Source organism: Caballeronia sp. LjRoot29, assembly GCF_964252755.1.
Taxonomy (GTDB): Bacteria; Pseudomonadota; Gammaproteobacteria; order Burkholderiales; family Burkholderiaceae; genus Caballeronia.
This window is the reverse complement of sequence record NZ_CAXUPU020000012.1, coordinates 50,419-68,717: the sequence shown is the minus strand read 5'-3', so window position 1 is coordinate 68,717 and position 18,299 is coordinate 50,419. Positions and strand designations below refer to the sequence as shown.

Sequence of the window (18,299 nt, the reverse complement as noted above, 5' to 3'; positions counted from 1 at the left end):
AGCGGGCGGCTGTTTCGAGAACAGACTGGTTGATATAGGTCAACGACCGGCCGATTCCCAAGCCTAAATTGAGATCGACCATACGGCGCTCTTCGCGCCTTCGTTCATACGTAAAGAGGACTCGATCATGGCAACCGAACTCGCCGATCCGTTCGTCCAGGGCGCAAATCTGTATTTGACGCCGCGCGTGATGACGGCCTATGAGGAATGGCGGCGGGATGCCTGCGCTCTGGAAACGAAGCGCGTTGAGCGCGACCTCGGCGCGCTTCGGCTTGCGTGCGAAACCATTGCGAATGCAAAGGACTGGAGTGAGTTCAATTCCGCCTCGCAGGCCGTCATGAGCGACTATTGCAAAGCAACCACCAGTCTTTGGCAGGATGGCATCGAGGTCGCGATGCGGCATCAAAGCGCTCTTGGTGAAGCCTTTTCCGACGCAATGAATAGTTGGCACTCGACGTGGACCGGCGGATTTGAGAAAGCGGTGGCAATAAACCCCACTGCTATGCCGCCCTGGTTCAAAAACCTGACCACACCGACGGCACTCCCACTGCCGGCAACTGTGCAAGGCGACGCGTCGTCAACCCAGTCGGGCACACGTTCACGCCGCGGTGACCATCTTGCAACCTGAGCGTCGCCGTTAAAGAGAGGCGAGTGGAGCACACAGCATGGCTACGTGGATTGCGTCGCGTACCCGCGCGGCAATGCCAGGTGATCCACGCGTTGCAGGGCATGTCTCGCTCGGTTGATGTAGGTCAATGGACAGGCGTCCCGCCAGCCTAAAGTTTTATTGTTGACGCACGGTTGTTACGCAAACGAGGACGTCCGCGATGAAGACATTTGTCTAGTGCGGACTCGACAGCAAATCACTCAACGAATGGCCTAACGTCATGAACGCCCATGAGACCTTTGCTCAGGCCGCCGAATTCGCACGCGCTGAAAGCGATTCTTGGCGAAATGAAGTTGCTTTGATTCCGTCCTTTCCGGTTTCGATGTGACAAGGCGGATATTGTGTTGTACTACTTTAATTAAGGAGTTTTGAAATGAGCAATCTTTCCCGTTACGACCCATTCTCGATCGAGCCGGTGTCCGACATGTTTCACGGCTTATTCCGGCCGTTGCGCAGCATGATGAGCAACGACGACGCGCCGCTGGCAGACATGAAGATCGACGTCACTGAATCTGACTCATCCTATCAGGTTAAGGCGGAACTGCCTGGCGTGGACAAGAAAGATATCGACGTGAAGATCGACGGCAACGTGGTATCGATCAACGCGAAGGTCGAGCGCAACAAGGAAATCAAGGAAGGGGAACGGGTTATCCGGCGCGAGCGCTACGCTGGCGCGATCAGCCGTTCGTTCTCGCTTGCGTGCGATCTCGATGAAGCCAAGTCGGTGGCGCAATATCAGGATGGCGTGCTCTCACTCACGCTCCCGAAGAAGGCGCAGGCTGAGCAAAAACGCCTCCAGATCAGTTGAGTCGTTGGCGCGCGGCCGCCGCGCGCTTTTTTCGTCGCAGAGGACTTTATGAAAACCGACAGGCAGTTGAAGCAGGACGTGGAAGAGGAACTGGACTGGACACCGGACGTCGATTCGTCGAAGTTCGCGGTTGAAGTGAAAGACGGCATTGTGACGCTGGTTGGCCATCCGTCCAGCTACGCGGAGAAACTTGCCGCCGAAAAGGGTGTGCAACGGGTCTCGGGCGTTAAGGCCATGGTTGTCGAAGCCGAGGTGCGTCTACCCTCCAAGGACGTGATGAGCGACGCCGACATTGCGCAGGCGGCAACGTCGGCCTTGCATTGGACCGCCGGGCTGAAGGAAGGCGCCATTCAGGTTCAGGTCGAAAAGGGCTGGGTAACGCTGCGCGGTGACGTCGACTTAAACTGGCAGCGCCATCGCGCAGCTCGCCGCATTGCGCACATGCGCGGCGTCACGGGTGTCGCAAACATGATCAAGGTGGGCGGCAGCCTAGCACCTGCCGACGTCGGAGAACAGATCAGTCGTGCCCTGCTGCGCCATGCCGAGCGCGAGGCCAAGCACATCGGCATCGAGGTGCATGACGGCGTTGTGACCCTGAGCGGCACCGTGGGAACCTACCGCGAACGGGAGGCCGCTCGTGGCGCCGCGTGGTCCGCGCCTGGCGTACATGCGGTGGTCGATCACCTGGTAGTGGAATAAGGGAGAGGCACCATGACGCTCAAGGGTCAAGTGACGAGCGATAGCTGGAACGTCACCACCGATACCTTCCCGGCCGACGGCGGCTTTGGTTGCGAGATTCACGTCGGTCACGCCGGTGCGGGTGAGGAATTCAAGCATCAATTCCGACATTCTAAAATCTTCGCAACTGAACGCGAGGCGGTACTCGACGGTCTTCGCGAAGGCATGGTGTGGATAAGCCTGAAGCTGTCGGAAACAATTCATCTATAGCTGCGTTGCGTTGACTCGCACGCTGGAATGTCTCTCTTCGGAGAATCACGATGTCCAAAGCAAGGGTTCTTGTCGTCTACTACTCGCGTTCAGGCGTGACCGCTCACGCCGCGAAAGCGCTTGCTAACCGACTTGGCGCGGATCTCGAAGATATCGTGGAGCGCAGCGACCGATCGGGCCCGCTGGGGTTCGTCCGATCGATTATCGACGTGTTGAGGGAGCGTCCCGCCAGGATTAACGCTGCTAAACACGATCCGTCTTCCTACGAACTCGTTGTGATTGCTACTCCGGTTTGGGCACATCGCGTGGCGACGCCCATGCGTACATGGCTCACAGCCTATCGGGCACGCTTGCCCAAGGTCGCGTTTCTTTGCACGTTCGGCGGCAGCGGAGCCGAGCAGGCGCTCGGGCAGTTGGCCGATATCAGCGGAAGATCAGCCCTCGCGCGCTGTCAGATAGATGCACGCGATGTTCGTGACGGCGCGCAAGTGCGCCTGCTTGAAATTTTCGCCGCACGCCTGGAGCGTAAGCTCGCACATGTCGACGCGTTGGAATGGGAATGCTGACCACAATCTGAACAATGACGGGGCGAGTGTCGATCATGGAACTTCAAGCAACGAACACGGATGTTCGCACGGGCTTCAAGCGGATACTGCTATGCGTCGATCCGACAGCCGCATCTGCTCGCGCCGCCGCCTTTGTTCCTCATCTTGCAAATAAGGAGACACACGTTCGAATTGTCGGCGTGGTGGAAAACGCACGTGCAGTGATTCCGCGGGGACCGCTGGCGGCATTCCATTTGAGCGCAGCGCGCGCACTGTTGCTGCAAGATGTTGAGAACGCGTGCGCTACGGCGCAGGAACTGTTCGCGTCGAGCGGCGCCAAGGTTGAGGTTCAGATCATCGACCTGATAACTAATGGTGGCGAGGTCGTGCATGCGCTGGCAAAGGCCGCGCAAGACTGGCAGGCGGACCTGCTGGTAATGGGGTCGCGCCAGCATCAAGGGCTGCTTCATTGGGTTGAGGGCGCTGTGTCTGAACCGCTCATGAAATTTGCGGCGTGCGCCATCCTTGTCGTGCCCGAGCACGGTGACGTTGAGTGGCGTGGCAGACCGCAGAGAATTCTGTTCGCAGTTGACGGCAGTTCGGCTTCGCAGGAAGCACTGCGGATCGGCGCGAGGCTTGCCCGCGCGGGAACAGAACTACGCGCGATCTATGTCGTCGATCGCGCGGTGCGCTTGACCGATTTCGTTCCGCTCACCGTGCTGGAAGACGGGTTGGTGGAAGAGGGTAACGCCTCACTCGCGCAAGCGAGCCAGTTCCTCGAAACACTACCAGAAGCAGGTGGCGCTCATCTTGAAACGGCGCTAGTCAACACCGATCAAGCCAACGACGACGTCGCCCACGCGATCGAGCGCGAAGCGCAGACCTGGCATGCCGACCTTCTGGTGATGGGAACACACGGTCGGCGGGGTCTTGTGCGTTGCTTGCTCGGCAGTGTCGCGAACAGGGTCGCGGGAATTGCACGGACGCCACTACTATTGGTCCGAGAGAAGGACGTCTCGTAAAGGGGTACGGGGTCTTGCGTGCGCTTCACACGTGTGCGGATAAAGCGCCCGTGTGCTGACGCTCAATCACCTGCGGGCGATTGGTCATGCCGTGCGTCACTTGAAGAAAGCGTGAACCGTGCCGTCGGACGGCATGGATTGCGGTAAGCGATTGTTCACGGCGGTGAAGAACGGTTGCTGCAACCAGAAACCCGCGATTCGGCGCAGGCGTTGCTTACATGGGCTGGCGTATGTGCATTCCGTGCGTATATTCGTAGACTTCCTGGCAACGCTCGCAGCGCTCCGCGCTGGGACACCCGATCAGACGAGCAAAACCAATTGCACCGATGCAGTCGACGCAAACACCGTAGTTTGCGGTTCGCAAACGGCCAAGCGCGCGCTCGACTTGTTGGAGTTGCTGGGCGAGATGGCTCGCCACCGCAAACTCGGTTTCGACAATTGGTGCAGTTACAGCATGGGCGCGATCGATCGAGTCGAGATCTTCGATCTGGCTGCCATGAGTCGCTTCGCGAACTAGCGCTGCCTTAAGTTCCACTTGCTGCGATTCGAGCTTTTGTTTCAGAAGGTCAATCTGCGAAGTCGCGAGTGTGTGCATCAAAGGCTCCTGGGGTTAGCGTTTCAGGCGGCGTCGATTAGGCGGCCCCGCAACGAACATGTACCAATGATCGAACGACGGCGTTATTCGAGCCCTGATCTACATCAACGAGTTTGGTGGTCGCGCACCGACCGTCGAATGCCGCTCGCTTGACTCGTATCGACCAGCGCTGCGCCACAATTTGCAGACGAACGTCAGCGTGGCGTATCGCGCAACTTCGGCGCGCTCGACGTCCGGTACAACGCGATGACTGGGCCTATCGGCACACAACTTGGCTTCAAATCGAGGAACGTGGTCGACGGGGTTGGCATTCGGACTCTGGACTCGGGAAGTGTTTTCGGTGATAGCTGAAGTGATCTATGGGTGAGTATCGAGCACGAGTTCAGGCTTGAACCTGGACTTGCGCAGGCAAGGACGAAATGCCGGGCTGGATGCCCCAGCCAAGCGGAACATATACCTGACCGCCGGCAAGTTCGACGGACGTCACGAACGACTCAAGCGTTGCGCCCGCCATGATATGCAGGGGTGGCCCGCCGGCGTAGCTTTCAGCTCTCAGCCATGGCACGATGCCCGCGTTGATCTCAAGTACGCTGTGCGAGCCGCCGTCGTAGCCGGTATCGGGTGTGTATAGTGGCCCGTCGAACGCGACAGTTAGCAGTTGGTCAGGCAAGTGATGGCTAGGTATACCCGCAAACTGCTGATACGGCGAGTGCTGCCAGTTCTCCCCCCACTGTTGGTCGAGCGTCAGGCGGGTTAGGAACGCCCATGGCGCACGCACGAAACACAGGCGGTACGTGTCGCGCGCACCAATGAGGTCGACTTTTAAGGACATGATGAACTCTGCGTCGGTTAATCCGACTCTATTCCGACTCGCTTGGGGAAGAAAAGCTAAACCACCGTTCATCACAATCTTGTGCGAGCTCGACGTGCCAGTGGCCTGCAGCAGGCTGGATACCCTGATTTCCGTACCACATGGCGAGCCCCGTTTCACCCTCGAACGGTCCGGTATCGGCAAATATGTCGAGACCTTCAAGTAGGCATACGCGTGCCTGGTTCGCCTGCCCGCAAAGAAGAGTGCCTGTTGATGTGGCGACCAATGTGCCTTCCTTCGGCAGCGTCAAGCCGAGTTGGTTTTCGCACGTCCAGCGGCGGGACTGCTTGTTGATTTCAAGGATGGCATATCCGCACGGGCAAACGCGGTCGAACGTGTCGAGATGGACGGTAATGCGCATGATGAACTCCGTATCGTCAATGCGGCTCAGCACTCATGGTTCAATTCAAAGTCTAGGCATTTGCCGCACTTGCCTGACTCATGCAAGCCAAGGTTGCGTGTGACCTCACGTGCGCGCTTGCAGTTCGATCAACGGGATGAACGGCTTGCAGCGTCACGGGTGAGCTTGGAAACGAAAGTAGGGACTTCCAATATGCGCGCTCGCCAAACCTGACCTGTGGCACATCTGTGTCGAAAAACAGCGTTTGCGCGCATTCTTCCGGTCGCAGCGGATCTTCATTCGCCAGTTGCTTCACTAAGACTTGCTCGTCGGCATCGGTCAGTCTTTGCGCGTCCACTTTTCGTTCCCTGATACGACGGAACAAACTGGTGGTGGACGCGTGAAAGTCGAGGATCTGCACAGGGACTGACAAGGCGTGGGCAAGCTCAAAAAAACGTTGCCTATGGTGGTGTTTGAGGAAGCTTGCATCAACGATGACACTGTAGCCACTCTCGATCAGTTTGCAGGCCAGAGCGCGGAGCCTGGTGTAGTGAGCATCGATTGCGGTGTGCGTATACGCGGTACGTGGCAAGGCTTTGCCCCCGGCAGGACCGAACGGACGGTCGCGTTTGCGCTCGGTATCGCTCGAAATGCGCACGGCACCGATGAGCGGTGCCAGTTCGGCACTTGCCACTGACTTGCCCGAGCCTGAAAAGCCGTGACACAGCAAAAGTAACGGATGCCGGGGCTGGATCGCCTCGATCGCACAGTCGAGGTAGCGACGGGCACGCTGCGCCGAGTTGTTGCCGCGCGCCTTCAGGGTCTCGACCAATGTTCTCACCAGTGCGCGATACACGACGTAAAGCCGCAGGACGCGCAGCCCTGAGAAGTCGCCCGTCAAAAATAGCCATCGATTCAGGAATCGGGCCGCGAGATCGGGCCGCCCGTGCGCCTGCAAATCCATGACGAGGAACGCGACATCGTTCATCACGTCGATCCAGCGCAGCGATTCGCTAAATGCGATGCAATCGAAGACGAGCACATCGCGGCCTGATTGAACAAGGTTGTCGAGGTGCAGGTCGCCGTGGCATTCGCGAACGAAGCCCTGCCTCCGGCGTTCTTCGATGTCATCGGCGAGTCGTGCAAGCTCTGACTTACACCACGAACGTACGGCCGGTGGAACCTCCACACCAGCACCGTGGAGTCCATCGAGAGCAGCGCTCAATTGTGATTGAAACAGAGGCGCCGAGCCGTATTCTCGTCGGGGCGCAAGCGCCGGAATAGACTGATGAAAGGCGGCGACACGCTCCGCGGCGCGTTCGATTGCGTCCTTGCCTAGTCGATTCGTGCTCACAAGATCGGAGAACAGACAGTCGTCCTCGAAACGCCTCATGCGCACCGCATAGCCGATCACGCGCCGATCTCCTCGAAGCCTCGCGGTACGCCCCACTCGCGTAAGTGGTATCACGCCTTTATATAGACGCTTGGCGAGGCGCTGATTCAGTCGCACCTCTTCTTCGCAACAATGCTGCCTCGTTGTCAGTCGTGTGAAATCGGCAAAACCGAGCGCTACCGGTTTGTTGATCTTGTAGGCATGCCGCCCAGCCAGATAGACCACGGATATATGCGTTTCGATTCTGCGGATGCGTCCGGCAGGATGTCGATACGTACAAGAGCGGCGCAGTGCCGCGTCGATCATCCGCCATTCTTGCGTAGCTTTCCTTTCGCGTCTGGAGGTGTGTGCTGTCATGGTGTTCGCCCTGAAAGATTTCCACGCGGCTTTTCATACCTCGTGATAACACTATTTCGCGCGTTTCCAACGCAAGCCAGCTTGACCCAGATCAAAGGCCGGAGGCATGCCACGAATATCTTTGATGAACGGGATATCTCGACGTACGCAACGGAGCGCCCTGCGAATTCCGTGATCCAAATCAACAAAGAAGGGCCCCTACGTTCGGAGAATATCGACACGGCACTCGCATTCGCGGCCGGTAAAAAATAAAAAGGGGTAATCCGTGAACAAGCAGCTAGTTATTGCAGCGGCGCTGTTGAGCGCGACTTTGTCGGCGGTTGGTCTACCGGCCCAAGCCGATCAAGGCGACATTCTCGCGCGCGTAAGAGCAATCAGCATCGAGCCAGATGTCTCGTCGGGGGGCACGCTCTCTACCCTCGGTACGGGTGTCAAGAATGCGATCGTTCCCGAGCTCGATTTCGTGTACATGGTGCGCCAAAGCATCGGTATTGAGCTGATTCTTGCCACGTCGCGTCATGAGGTGACGTCGAACATTGGCGCGTTGGGTGGCGTGAACGTCCTTCCGCCGACCTTATTGCTTCAGTACTACTTCAACTCGGCTGGAAAGATTCGTCCCTATGTGGGTGCTGGCGTGAACTACACGCTGTTTTACAACAACGGACTTCACGCAGGCGACACACCGGTCTCGATCAAGAACTCAAGCTTTGGGCCGGCTCTGCAAGCGGGTATTGACGTGCAGGTTGCCCGCAATCTGTTCGTCAACTTCGACGTCAAGAAGATCTGGATGCGCACAAGCGCGTCGGCAGACGGCGCTTCGCTCGGCTCACTCAAGATCGACCCGTTGGTGGTCGGCGTTGGTGTAGGCATGCGTTTCTAGCGGGGGTATTCACGCTAGCTTATACGCGCGAAGTGTTGATGCAGATCAACTGGATGAAGGCGAGCGTATTTAGAGTTATGCGTAGAGACACGAAAAATTCTCCAGAGGAAAGCTGATGACCCGCTACCGCCGTTCAGCGCTACGCGCCGTGCCCAAACCCGGGCGCTTCGCGTGCACCCCGTTCATGCGCGATATCGGCATCGCGCTGGCCTTGAAATTTGTTCTACTCGGTTTGCTTTACTACGCGTTTTTTGATAACGGCAACGATCGTCGAGTTCACCCGGATGATGCCGTAGTCGCGCAAGCCGTCCTGGGTGTTCCTACACCGCTTTCGGAGGTTCGCCGTGATCGATAGTTCCGTTGTCGACTTGTCGCGTTTGCAATTCGGTGTCACTGCGCTCTATCACTTTCTCTTTGTACCCCTGACGCTCGGCCTGTCGTGGTTGCTGGTCATCATGGAATCGGTCTATGTCATGACAGGCAAGCCCATCTACAAGGACATGACCCGCTTCTGGGGCAAGCTCTTCGGCATTAACTTTGCGATGGGCGTGACGACCGGCATCACTCTGGAATTTCAGTTCGGCACCAACTGGGCCTACTATTCTCACTACGTCGGCGATGTCTTCGGGGTGCCGCTCGCGATTGAAGGGCTGATGGCATTCTTCCTTGAATCCACCTTCGTCGGCCTGTTCTTTTTCGGCTGGAGTCGACTCACGCGAGTTCAGCATTTGGTCGTCACGACGCTGGTGGCAATCGGCTCGAACCTGTCAGCGCTCTGGATCCTGGTCGCAAACGGCTGGATGAATAACCCGACGGGCGCGCATTTCAACTATCAAACAATGCGGATGGAACTCACCGACCTCGGGGCGCTACTTTTTAATCCCGTTGCCCAGGTGAAATTCGTGCATACGGTTTCGGCTGGTTATGTGACCGCCGCGATGTTCGTTCTTGGTATTTCATCGTGGTACCTGCTCAAGGGCAGGCATACCGGATTTGCTGTGCGCTCGTTCGCCATAGCGGCGGCATTCGGCTTGGCTTCGACGCTGTCGGTGATCGTACTCGGCGACGAGTCCGGCTACACCACTGGCCAGGTGCAGAAAGTGAAGCTTGCCGCGATCGAAGCGGAATGGGACACGCGGCCCGCACCGGCGTCGTTTACTGTGTTCGGCATGCCGAATCAGGCGACGCAGCATACCGATTACGCGCTGCGTCTGCCGTGGATGCTCGGCCTCATCGCGACCCGGTCGCTAGATACACCGGTAATCGGCATCAAACAACTCGAAGAGGAAAACGCCGGCAAGGTCAGGAGCGGCATGCTCGCGTACGGGGCGCTGCAAAAGATGCGTGCAGGCGACACCTCGGCAGATGTCAAGGCCAGCTTCGACGCGCACAGCGACGATCTTGGCTACGGACTGCTGCTCAAGCGCTACACTCAGAAGGTGCTCGACGCGACGCCCGCGCAGATTACCCAGGCTGCCGCCGACACCATCCCGCGCGTCGCGCCGCTGTTCTGGTCGTTCCGCGTGATGGTTGGCCTGGGAGTCCTGTTCCTCGCAACATTCGCTGCGGCGTTCTGGTTCTGCGCGAAGCGCTCACTGTTGCTCACGCGGCGGCGCTGGTTCCTGCGCTGGGCAGTCATCGCGATACCGCTGCCGTGGATCGCCGCGGAACTGGGCTGGATTGTTGCCGAGTGCGGACGGCAGCCCTGGACTATCGCAGGTGTCCTCCCCACGCATTTATCGGCTTCAACCTTGGGACGAGGCGATCTCATCTTCAGTCTGGCGGGATTTGTCCTCTTCTATACGCTGCTGTTCGTCATAGAGATGTTCCTGATGTTCAAGTATGCACGGCTCGGTCCCGCCGATCCGACGCGCATCGACCCGCCTTCGGACCGCACTCCAGGCAGACCGCAGGTTAAGGCGCATGAACAAGGGCGCGAAGAAGGGCTGGAAGAGGGTTTGCAAACTGGATTGCAAAAGAAGGGGCTGACATGATCGACTACGACGTGCTGAAAGTCATTTGGTGGGTATTGATTGGGGCGTTGCTGATCGGCTTCGCGCTGACCGACGGCTTTGATATGGGAGCGGGCATGCTGCTTCCTTTCGTGGGGAAAACGGACACGGAGCGGCGGGTTGTCATCAATTGCGTGGGCGCGACCTGGGAAGGCAATCAGGTTTGGTTCATCACAGCGGGTGGCGCGACGTTCGCTGCGTGGCCGACCGTCTACGCGACGGCATTCTCGGGCTTTTACGTGGCACTGCTGCTGGTGCTTTTCGCGCTGTTCTTTCGGCCGGTGGGATTCGAATACCGGGGCAAGCTGCCCGACGCACGCTGGCGCCGTGCCTGGGACTGGGCATTGTTCGCGGGCAGTGCCGTTCCGGCGCTGGTGTTCGGCGTCGCGTTCGGCAACCTGTTGCGCGGCGTGCCGTTCAGTTTCGACGCCGACTTGCGAGCAACCTACACGGGTACCTTCTTTGGCTTGCTCAATCCGTTCGCGCTCTTATGCGGACTCGTCAGCGTGGCGATGCTCGTCATGCACGGTGCGGCGTTCCTGCATCTGAAGGCGTCGGGTGACGTCTCCTCCCGCGCCGCGAGGGTGAATGTCTGGGCGGGATGCATGACGGCGGCTCTGTTCGGTGCCGCGGGCGTCGCGGTGGCGTTGTGGCTTCCGGGCTTCCAGTTGTCAGCGGATGGCACAGTGTCGACAGGTCATGGCCTGTGGCTCTCGAACTACGGCAAGAGTTCATGGGTCGTCATGGCGCCGCTGATCGGCGTAGTGGGCGCTCTGTGGTCCGCACTATGCGCGGCTCGCGGGCTGCGTGCGCAAGCCTTCATTGCCAGCGGTGCGGCCGTGGCCGGCGTGATCCTGACGGCGGGTGCATCGATGTTCCCCTTCATCATGCCATCTTCGATCCAGGCATCCGACAGCCTCACGGTCTGGAACGCCACCTCGAGCAGACTGACCTTGCAGATCATGTTCATTGCGGTCTTGATCTTTTTGCCGATCGTGCTGCTCTATACGACGTGGGTGTATCGGGTAATGAGGGGACGGGTATCGACGGCGTCGGTGGAAAACGATTCGTCGCTCTATTGAGCAACCGGGAGAACAACGATGTGGTATTTCACGTGGATATTAGGCATTGGCGTCGCGCTGGCGTTCGGCATTATCAACGCCATGTGGCTGGAATCGCGCTCGGACTCTATTTCGGATCGTTGAATCGCGATGAGGGCAAGGGCGGCACGGTTGACCTGAGTCAAGACCTGCGGCTCATCGTTGACTAGCATTCCTATTGTGGGTGGGTCCAAAAGAAAAAGGTCAGCCTTTACTGCGAATTCGGCGGATCACATTGAGGAGAAGCACATGCGCGCACTTGACGTCATGACCAGAAAGGTAATTACCGTCGATCCGGAAACACCGGTGCGAGAAGCGGCGCGAATATTCGCTGAGAACGACATCAGCGGCGCGCCGGTGGTGGATGACGAGGGCCGGTTGCTCGGCATGATTACCGAAGGCGACCTGCTTCATAGAGCCGAGACCGGGACGCAAGCCCGGCGGCGCTCATGGTGGCTCGAATTCTTTTCGTCCAACCGGGAACTTGCCGCTACCTATATCAAGGAAAACGCACGGTTGGTAAAGGACGTCATGACGGGCAAGGTGATTTCCGTGAAAGAGACCACGCCGGTCAGGGAAATTGCCGATCTGCTGGAGCGACATCGGATCAAGCGCGTCCCGGTCCTCTTTGACGGCGAGCTTCTGGGGATCGTTAGCCGGGCGAACCTGGTGAAGGCGTTGGCCAGCGTGCCGAAGGAAGCAAGCTCTGCAGCATCGGAGGCCGATGAGGTCATTCGCGAGGCGGTCCTTCGCGAACTTGCCGCTCGCCGGTGGGCGCTACCTGTCGAGAACGTCATTGTGAACGCAGGGACGGTTCATCTATGGGGTGTTGTGACCTCGGTCGAGCAAGCGCGCGCCATGTGCGTCGCCGCGGAGAACGTGCCGGGTGTTAAAGGTGTCGAGGATCACACGGGTTTTCCGGTAGTGATTCCCGCAATGTGATCGTGGGTCATGAAGAGGCGAACGCTTCCGGAACGGGGTCGCAGGCGCTTCGATGCGAGCGACCGGGGTCCCGGATCGTTTCCTGTCGCCCGCTCAAAGGTGAGGAGGCGATTATGTATCGAAACATTCTGATCGCGGTGGACGGCAGCGAATCCTCGAGGCGCGCATTGCTTCAAGCCGTTCATATGGCGAACGCAGGCTACGAAAAGATCACGGCCGTCTATGTACTCGACCGGTCCGCGATGCTCATGTATGCGGCGAACTCCAATCAGTTCGCGATTGTCGACACGCTGCGCCATGACGGCGAGCGCGTACTGGCGGACGCGCAGGCAGTCATGGCGGAGCACGGACTCAAGTGCGACGTCGAAGTGGCGGAAACCGACAACATATCTGAATGTGTCGCTGACTGCCTGCTGCGCAGCGCAGAGCGCCATGGCGCTGATCTCGTGGTCATGGGCACTCACGGACGGCGCGGCGTGAGGCGGATGATAACGGGTAGTGTCGCGGAGCGTTTTCTGCGGTTCTCATGTTGTCCTGTCTTGCTGGTCCGTGAGGGGCAGTAGGGTCTTCAGATAGCAAGACTGCTTGACTGGCGGCGCTGTTCATCGCGCGACAGGCGTGGCGTCCTTGCGATCGCGCAATTCCGGTTACATCCACAGCGCGCCTCGTGAGAGGCGCAACCGCGTGAACAATGCGTTGATGAGAGGTGAACGATGGGCAAGACAATGAAAGCGGCGGTAGTACGTGAGTTCGGCCAGCCACTGCAGATCGAGGAAGTCGCCGTGCCGGCTCCAGGTGCCGGGCAGGTGCTTGTCAAGATCGAAGCCTGCGGCGTTTGCCATACGGATCTGCACGCCGCCCACGGAGACTGGCCGGTCAAGCCTAAACCTCCCTTTATTCCGGGACATGAGGGTGTCGGTTATGTGGCTGAAGTCGGGACCGGCGTGCGTCACGTCAAGGAAGGCGATCGCGTTGGTATTCCATGGTTGTACTCCGCGTGCGGACACTGCGAGCATTGTCTGGGTGGATGGGAAACGCTTTGCGAATCGCAAGAGAACACGGGATATTCCGTGAACGGGGGCTTCGCTGAATACGCCCTCGCCGACGCGAATTACGTAGGTCGCTTGCCGAAGGGGGTCGGGTTCATCGAGATCGCACCAATCTTGTGTGCCGGTGTGACGGTGTACAAGGGGCTGAAGATGACGGATACGAAACCCGGAGACTGGGTCGTCATTTCCGGCATCGGCGGCCTCGGGCATATGGCAGTGCAGTATGCAAAGGCCATGGGTCTCAACGTGGCCGCCGTCGATATCGACGATAAGAAGCTCGAACTTGCCACGCGTCTCGGTGCTGCTGTCACGGTCAACGCGAAGACGACCGATCCAGTCGCTTTCATCAAGAAGGAAATTGGTGGGGCGCATGGGGTGCTTGTGACCGCGGTTTCACCAAAGGCGTTTTCGCAAGCGCTCGGCATGGTGCGGCGCGGTGGCACAGTCTCCCTGAACGGCTTGCCGCCCGGCGACTTTCCCTTGCCTATATTCGACGTGGTATTGGGCGGCATCACCGTACGCGGATCGATCGTGGGAACCCGGCTCGATTTGCAGGAGTCGCTGATCTTCGCCGATGAGGGCAAGGTGAAAGCCACTGTCTCAACCGACAAGCTGGAAAACATCAATCACGTATTTTCGCGGATGATCGAGGGTGATATCGAAGGCCGGATAGTGCTGGATTTTGCATCCTGAAGTGATTGATGGAATGCAGAGGGTGTTGAATTCCCTCTGCGATTCGTAGGCTGATTCGTGGGTTGCGTTGACACCTGTTTCACCGGACCCATGATCTTGTATTGATCTATGGCTCGTTCGCGCCATAGAGACTGACGGTCATAAAGCTTCCGCCCGGTCCTGCAACGAAGAACTTCACACCTTGCCGCTCGGTTCGTCGCTTGGCGTGAATTCGCCGAACTCACCCAAAATCCGTCGAGCGCCTTCTGACCACTCGTCATACCGGCCGTCGTGTCGTCCTATTCTCGGCAAGTTAACAAAGCCCAGCCGCCTCATCGGCGGACATCAGCCGACCGAGCAGACGCGGATCGAGAATGCGGGCAAATTCATGTGTGATACTCGTACGACGTGGGGAAAGTTCTATCTGGTGTCGAACGGCGCACGCACGGGTTGATTCAAATCAACAAACGGACAAGCGTGGGAAGGTCAGTGATCGCTGACGTTGGATACAGCGCAGGCTGGAGAAGACTGCAGTGAAGCAAAAGGTGCGCGAGCTTGTCGGCGAGTTGTTCGAAAGCGAGTGACCGCCCGGACCGTGCGGACGCGCTGATCTTTCAATCTGATAAACTGTCAGTTTATGGAAAACGGTATTTCCTCATCGTGCCCGACCCGGGCGAATACCGCGTCAGAGGTTCTTGCGGTGTTTCTCAAGTTGGGATTGACATGCTTTGGCGGTCCCATAGCGCATTTGGGATACTTCCGCCGGGAATTCGTCGAGCGGCGCCGCTGGCTCGATGACGAAACCTTCACCGATCTGGTCGCACTCTGTCAGTTTCTGCCAGGACCGGCGAGCAGCCAAGTGGGATTCTCGATTGGTCTGTTGCGAGCCGGGTGGATCGGGGGACTCGCCGCTTGGTTCGGATTTACGCTGCCTTCAGCGCTGCTCTTGCTCGGCTTCGCGGCGATCTCCCCTGGTCTTGGCGGCCCGGTCGGTAGTGGTTTGATCCATGGGCTGAAACTTGTCGCCGTCGCTGTCGTCGCTCAAGCAGTTTGGGATATGGCACGGCGCTTGTGTCCGGACCAACGCCGTGCTGCCATCGCGCTCATGGCAATCGCGGTACTCAGCATTCTGACGACCGTTTATGCGCAGCTCATCGTAATCGCTCTTGGCGCTGTGCTCGGACTCGCGTTGTGCCGGACAACGACATCGTCAGACCCCAGTCGCACACCACAGCACCGTCACGAAATCCGCGTTTCCCGCACGGTGGGTGCCGTCGCGCTGATTCTGTTCTGTGTCCTGCTGCTCGGACTTCCGGCGCTGGTCGGACTCCACGCGGGCCATGCGGTCGAGGTCTTCGAAGCCTTCTACCGCTCGGGTGCCCTGGTGTTTGGCGGCGGTCATGTCGTGCTGCCGCTTCTCCAACAGCAAACCGTCGCGACCGGCTGGATCTCTCCGAACGAATTTCTTGCGGGCTACGGTGCCGCGCAGGCAGTTCCCGGCCCCTTGTTCACGTTCGCGGCATTTCTCGGCTGGATGATGGCCGAAGCGCCAAATCACTGGACCGGCGCGTTGCTCGCAACTGCGGGTATTTTCCTCCCGGGTCTGCTACTCGTGTTCGCGGCGCTCCCTTACTGGCAAACACTGCGCGCCCACCCATCGATGGCTGCACTGCTTCCGGGCGTGGATGCTGCGGTCGTTGGCCTGCTGGCCAGCGCGCTGTATTCAACGGTGTGGACAAGTGCGGTACTTTCGAAGCTCGACTTTGCCATTGCAGCCATCGGATTCTTTCTGTTGACGCGCTGGAAGATTCCACCACTCGCCGTCGTTGTGCTTTGTGCGCTCGCCGGCGTCGCCGAGGCGACCTGGCGCTGAGTCGATGATTCCAAGGAAGCGGGGAGTATCTGACTCAAGAACGCAAATCGGAAAGTGGACTGCAATCGGCACTCTACCGCGCCTCGATGTCAGTGGCGCTTTTAGCGATACTTGATTGCTTGAACCGAGTGGCATGTCCTATCGCGCTGAGCTACTTGTTCTCGCAGCTGGTGACAGTTTGAATGTGTTCTATGACTGTCCGAAAACCGAAAGCCGCAGCTAACCCTCATCTAAGAATGGCAGCGTAGTCTTAAGACTGCGTGCGGCATTAGCCACGCGCGGCGTACTTTCTCCCTGCTTCAGGCGAGTTCTCTCGGTCCCGTCTAGTGGTCCATCCAGTGCGTGAACAAAGCGTCGCCAATGACAGCTTTGCCTGGGGACGGCGGGCTAAACCGAGGGTTCCGTTAAGTTACGCGCATCAAAATCGCTATGTAGAAAGAGACTGGCTTCTCGATTTTTCCCCGGGGGATCTATGCTTGACGGTCTGATAGACGACGACTTTTGGGCGCTTATTGAACCATTGATTCCTACGCGATCGTTGCCCGAGCGCCGCAGCGCCGGGCGTCCCCGAGCACCGGACCGTGCAGTATTTTCTGGCATTGTTTTTGTGCTGCGATCGGGTATCTCGTGGACCCTGCTTCCTAAGAAACTGGGCTACGGAGCTGGCCAAGTTTGCTGCCGGCGACTGGCCGAGTGGCAGGAGGAAGGAGTGTGGCCAAGTCTTCAACAGGTGCTCGTGGACGAATTGAAACGTCGCGGCAATGCCAATGCGGCAAATGCGATTGTGGACAGTTTGTCGGTTCGAGCGGTACTGTCAGGAGACAAATCTGCAGGGACCCTGCGAGCTAGCAAGCTCGTCAGCAAAGCCTACGGCGACAGAAAGCGAGTGATGCTCCGAGTTTGATTGGCGATTCAAGGGTCGACCTCTTTTCGTCATAGCCAGACTCGCATGTCTCGATTGCTGAGTCAAAAGTAGCTCTGCGTTTCGCACGCGTGCTGACAAGCCATCGCATCTTGGCGACGTGCAATGGTACTGAAGTGAGATGCTATCCCTGATGGTCGAAAGGCATTTATTCAGAGGGCTTGCTGGTGTGCGCTGTCACCACAGCCACATGTTCGATCCCCGCATGGCCGATTCTGGCCAGCACGTCCGCGACCGCGCCGAACGATTCATTTTTATCAGAACGTAGATTGACAGTGGTTCGCTTGTCCTGCAACGCGCGGCGCCTGAGCGCCGGCTCGAGTTGCTCCAAGGCGATTTCGCTACCGTCGAAAAAGATCCTTCCATCGGCATCGAGGCTTACCGTCACCGAGTGAGTGCGCGATTCGGATGCGCTCGCCGTGACCTTGGGCAGATCGATGCGTATCGTCCTCGTTAGCAACGGCGCGATGACCAGAAGGATCACAACGAGTACGAGCATCACGTCGACGAGCGGCGTGACGTTGATCTCAGCGAGCGGTTCATCGGTGTCGGTCGTACTCGAACGGGAAATCATGCTCGTACCTCGCCGGTATGCGACGGCAGGCTGGTGCTGACGAGTGTGTCCGCCGCGAAGCTGATCCGGAATCCGTTGCATCGAGCCAGATTGACCAGGTCGGTGGCGTAGTCATCCAGGTCAGCGACCGTCACGCGCAACCGGCGCAGAAAGAGATTGTAGGCAAGTACCGCAGGTATGGCGACGGCGATTCCGACGCCCGTGGCGACGAGTGCCTGTCCGACCGGCCCCGCGATCGCCTCGACGCCGCCCGTTGTGCCTGCCGCGAGCGCGTGCAACGCATGGATGATGCCGAATACCGTACCGAACAACCCGACAAAGGGCGCCACATTGGCGATCGACGCAAGCAGCGTCAGCCCGCGCTCGAGACCGCGCCGCTCTCGCTGGATCTGCTGCGCGAGGAAGCGTTCCAGCACCTCCTGCCGGTCCCACGTCGCGAACTCCGTCCGGGAGTCTGCATCGACGGGTGCGGCGCTCGAAAGCGCCGCAAAGCCCGCGCGAGCTACGCGCGCCTTCGAACCGGCTGCGTGCAACTGGCCGCCAAGGGCGCCGGTCGGATCGCGTTCGGCAGCCTTCCAGAAGAAGGCTGTGAAGCGCCGGTTTTCAGATGCAAGCCGCCAATGCACATAGGCTTTGTGCAGAATCAGAATCCATGTGAGCACAGAGAACGCGGCAAGCACGAAAAGCGCACCGTCGACGATATACAGCGTGGCGAAGTCGGACATGTTC

The 18,299-nt window shown here is 58.7% G+C and carries 22 protein-coding genes; 16 read left to right on the top strand and 6 right to left on the bottom strand.

Annotated elements, in window-relative coordinates; all coding sequences use genetic code 11:
* The first annotated feature begins 127 nt into the window (after positions 1 to 127).
* The 6 genes from ACSQ83_RS15660 (at position 128) to ACSQ83_RS15635 (ending at position 3,990) form a co-directional block, all read left to right on the top strand.
* Positions 128 to 628: a hypothetical protein gene (locus ACSQ83_RS15660; RefSeq protein ID WP_436228780.1), complete on the top strand. Its 501-nt coding sequence runs from the start codon at positions 128 to 130 to the stop codon at positions 626 to 628.
* 412 nt (positions 629 to 1,040) lie between these two features.
* The gene (locus ACSQ83_RS15655; protein ID WP_436228779.1) at positions 1,041 to 1,475 is read left to right on the top strand and encodes an Hsp20/alpha crystallin family protein; all 435 of its coding nucleotides are present in this window, start codon (positions 1,041 to 1,043) and stop codon (positions 1,473 to 1,475) included.
* 48 nt (positions 1,476 to 1,523) lie between these two features.
* A complete protein-coding gene (locus ACSQ83_RS15650) occupies positions 1,524 to 2,174 on the top strand; it encodes a BON domain-containing protein (RefSeq protein WP_436228778.1) in 651 nt (216 codons plus the stop codon).
* Between the two features lie 12 nt (positions 2,175 to 2,186).
* Positions 2,187 to 2,423 carry a hypothetical protein gene (locus ACSQ83_RS15645; protein ID WP_436186560.1) on the top strand — a complete coding sequence of 79 codons (237 nt, stop codon included), beginning with the start codon at positions 2,187 to 2,189 and terminating at the stop codon, positions 2,421 to 2,423.
* 50 nt (positions 2,424 to 2,473) lie between these two features.
* Positions 2,474 to 2,989, top strand: coding sequence for a flavodoxin family protein (locus ACSQ83_RS15640; RefSeq protein ID WP_436228777.1), 516 nt, complete (start codon positions 2,474 to 2,476; stop codon positions 2,987 to 2,989).
* Positions 2,990 to 3,024: 35 nt separating this feature from the next.
* The gene (locus ACSQ83_RS15635; RefSeq protein ID WP_436228776.1) at positions 3,025 to 3,990 is read left to right on the top strand and encodes a universal stress protein; all 966 of its coding nucleotides are present in this window, start codon (positions 3,025 to 3,027) and stop codon (positions 3,988 to 3,990) included.
* Between the two features lie 214 nt (positions 3,991 to 4,204).
* Here ACSQ83_RS15635 and ACSQ83_RS15630 read toward each other — a convergent pair whose 3' ends face one another.
* The 4 genes from ACSQ83_RS15630 to ACSQ83_RS15615 all read right to left on the bottom strand — a co-directional run bounded on the left by ACSQ83_RS15630 (position 4,205) and on the right by ACSQ83_RS15615 (position 7,495).
* The gene (locus tag ACSQ83_RS15630; protein WP_436186557.1) at positions 4,205 to 4,585 is read right to left on the bottom strand and encodes a TraR/DksA family transcriptional regulator; all 381 of its coding nucleotides are present in this window, start codon (positions 4,583 to 4,585) and stop codon (positions 4,205 to 4,207) included.
* A gap of 382 nt (positions 4,586 to 4,967) precedes the next feature.
* Positions 4,968 to 5,417: a hypothetical protein gene (locus tag ACSQ83_RS15625; RefSeq protein ID WP_436186556.1), complete on the bottom strand. Its 450-nt coding sequence runs from the start codon at positions 5,415 to 5,417 to the stop codon at positions 4,968 to 4,970.
* Between the two features lie 28 nt (positions 5,418 to 5,445).
* A complete protein-coding gene (locus ACSQ83_RS15620; RefSeq protein WP_436186555.1) occupies positions 5,446 to 5,817 on the bottom strand; it encodes a DUF3564 family protein in 372 nt (123 codons plus the stop codon).
* Between the two features lie 52 nt (positions 5,818 to 5,869).
* Positions 5,870 to 7,495: an AAA family ATPase gene (locus tag ACSQ83_RS15615; protein ID WP_436228775.1), complete on the bottom strand. Its 1,626-nt coding sequence runs from the start codon at positions 7,493 to 7,495 to the stop codon at positions 5,870 to 5,872.
* Between the two features lie 316 nt (positions 7,496 to 7,811).
* Here ACSQ83_RS15615 and ACSQ83_RS15610 point away from each other — a divergent pair, with 316 nt between their 5' ends.
* The 10 genes from ACSQ83_RS15610 (at position 7,812) to ACSQ83_RS15565 (ending at position 16,978) form a co-directional block, all read left to right on the top strand.
* On the top strand, positions 7,812 to 8,426 hold the full coding sequence (locus ACSQ83_RS15610) for an OmpW/AlkL family protein (protein ID WP_436228774.1): 615 nt from the start codon (positions 7,812 to 7,814) through the stop codon (positions 8,424 to 8,426).
* Between the two features lie 115 nt (positions 8,427 to 8,541).
* Complete coding sequence (gene cydP / locus ACSQ83_RS15605) at positions 8,542 to 8,781, top strand: cytochrome oxidase putative small subunit CydP (protein WP_436228773.1); 240 nt, start codon at positions 8,542 to 8,544, stop codon at positions 8,779 to 8,781.
* Positions 8,771 to 10,420, top strand: a complete 1,650-nt coding sequence (locus tag ACSQ83_RS15600) for a cytochrome ubiquinol oxidase subunit I (protein ID WP_436228772.1) — start codon at positions 8,771 to 8,773, stop codon at positions 10,418 to 10,420. Before cydP ends, ACSQ83_RS15600 begins: the two co-directional genes overlap by 11 nt.
* On the top strand, positions 10,420 to 11,520 hold the full coding sequence (gene cydB / locus ACSQ83_RS15595) for a cytochrome d ubiquinol oxidase subunit II (RefSeq protein WP_436228853.1): 1,101 nt from the start codon (positions 10,420 to 10,422) through the stop codon (positions 11,518 to 11,520). Before ACSQ83_RS15600 ends, cydB begins: the two co-directional genes overlap by 1 nt.
* An 18-nt stretch (positions 11,521 to 11,538) precedes the next feature.
* Positions 11,539 to 11,643, top strand: a complete 105-nt coding sequence (cydX, locus tag ACSQ83_RS15590) for a cytochrome bd-I oxidase subunit CydX (protein WP_436186550.1) — start codon at positions 11,539 to 11,541, stop codon at positions 11,641 to 11,643.
* A 144-nt stretch (positions 11,644 to 11,787) separates the two neighbouring features.
* Complete coding sequence (locus tag ACSQ83_RS15585) at positions 11,788 to 12,480, top strand: CBS domain-containing protein (protein ID WP_436228771.1); 693 nt, start codon at positions 11,788 to 11,790, stop codon at positions 12,478 to 12,480.
* A gap of 113 nt (positions 12,481 to 12,593) precedes the next feature.
* The gene (locus tag ACSQ83_RS15580; protein WP_436228770.1) at positions 12,594 to 13,043 is read left to right on the top strand and encodes a universal stress protein; all 450 of its coding nucleotides are present in this window, start codon (positions 12,594 to 12,596) and stop codon (positions 13,041 to 13,043) included.
* Positions 13,044 to 13,193: 150 nt separating this feature from the next.
* Entirely contained in the window at positions 13,194 to 14,222 is a 1,029-nt protein-coding gene (gene adhP, locus ACSQ83_RS15575; protein ID WP_436228769.1) for an alcohol dehydrogenase AdhP, read from the top strand.
* Between the two features lie 616 nt (positions 14,223 to 14,838).
* The gene (gene chrA, locus ACSQ83_RS15570) at positions 14,839 to 16,074 is read left to right on the top strand and encodes a chromate efflux transporter (protein ID WP_436228768.1); all 1,236 of its coding nucleotides are present in this window, start codon (positions 14,839 to 14,841) and stop codon (positions 16,072 to 16,074) included.
* Positions 16,075 to 16,546: 472 nt separating this feature from the next.
* Positions 16,547 to 16,978: a transposase gene (locus tag ACSQ83_RS15565; protein WP_436186544.1), complete on the top strand. Its 432-nt coding sequence runs from the start codon at positions 16,547 to 16,549 to the stop codon at positions 16,976 to 16,978.
* Positions 16,979 to 17,144: 166 nt separating this feature from the next.
* Here the strand turns inward: ACSQ83_RS15565 and ACSQ83_RS15560 are convergent, their stop codons facing one another.
* Positions 17,145 to 17,570 (bottom strand): ExbD/TolR family protein, encoded by a 426-nt coding sequence (locus tag ACSQ83_RS15560; RefSeq protein WP_436228767.1) that lies wholly within the window; start codon positions 17,568 to 17,570, stop codon positions 17,145 to 17,147.
* Complete coding sequence (locus ACSQ83_RS15555) at positions 17,567 to 18,295, bottom strand: MotA/TolQ/ExbB proton channel family protein (RefSeq protein WP_436228766.1); 729 nt, start codon at positions 18,293 to 18,295, stop codon at positions 17,567 to 17,569. Before ACSQ83_RS15555 ends, ACSQ83_RS15560 begins: the two co-directional genes overlap by 4 nt.
* Positions 18,296 to 18,299: the final 4 nt, after the last annotated feature.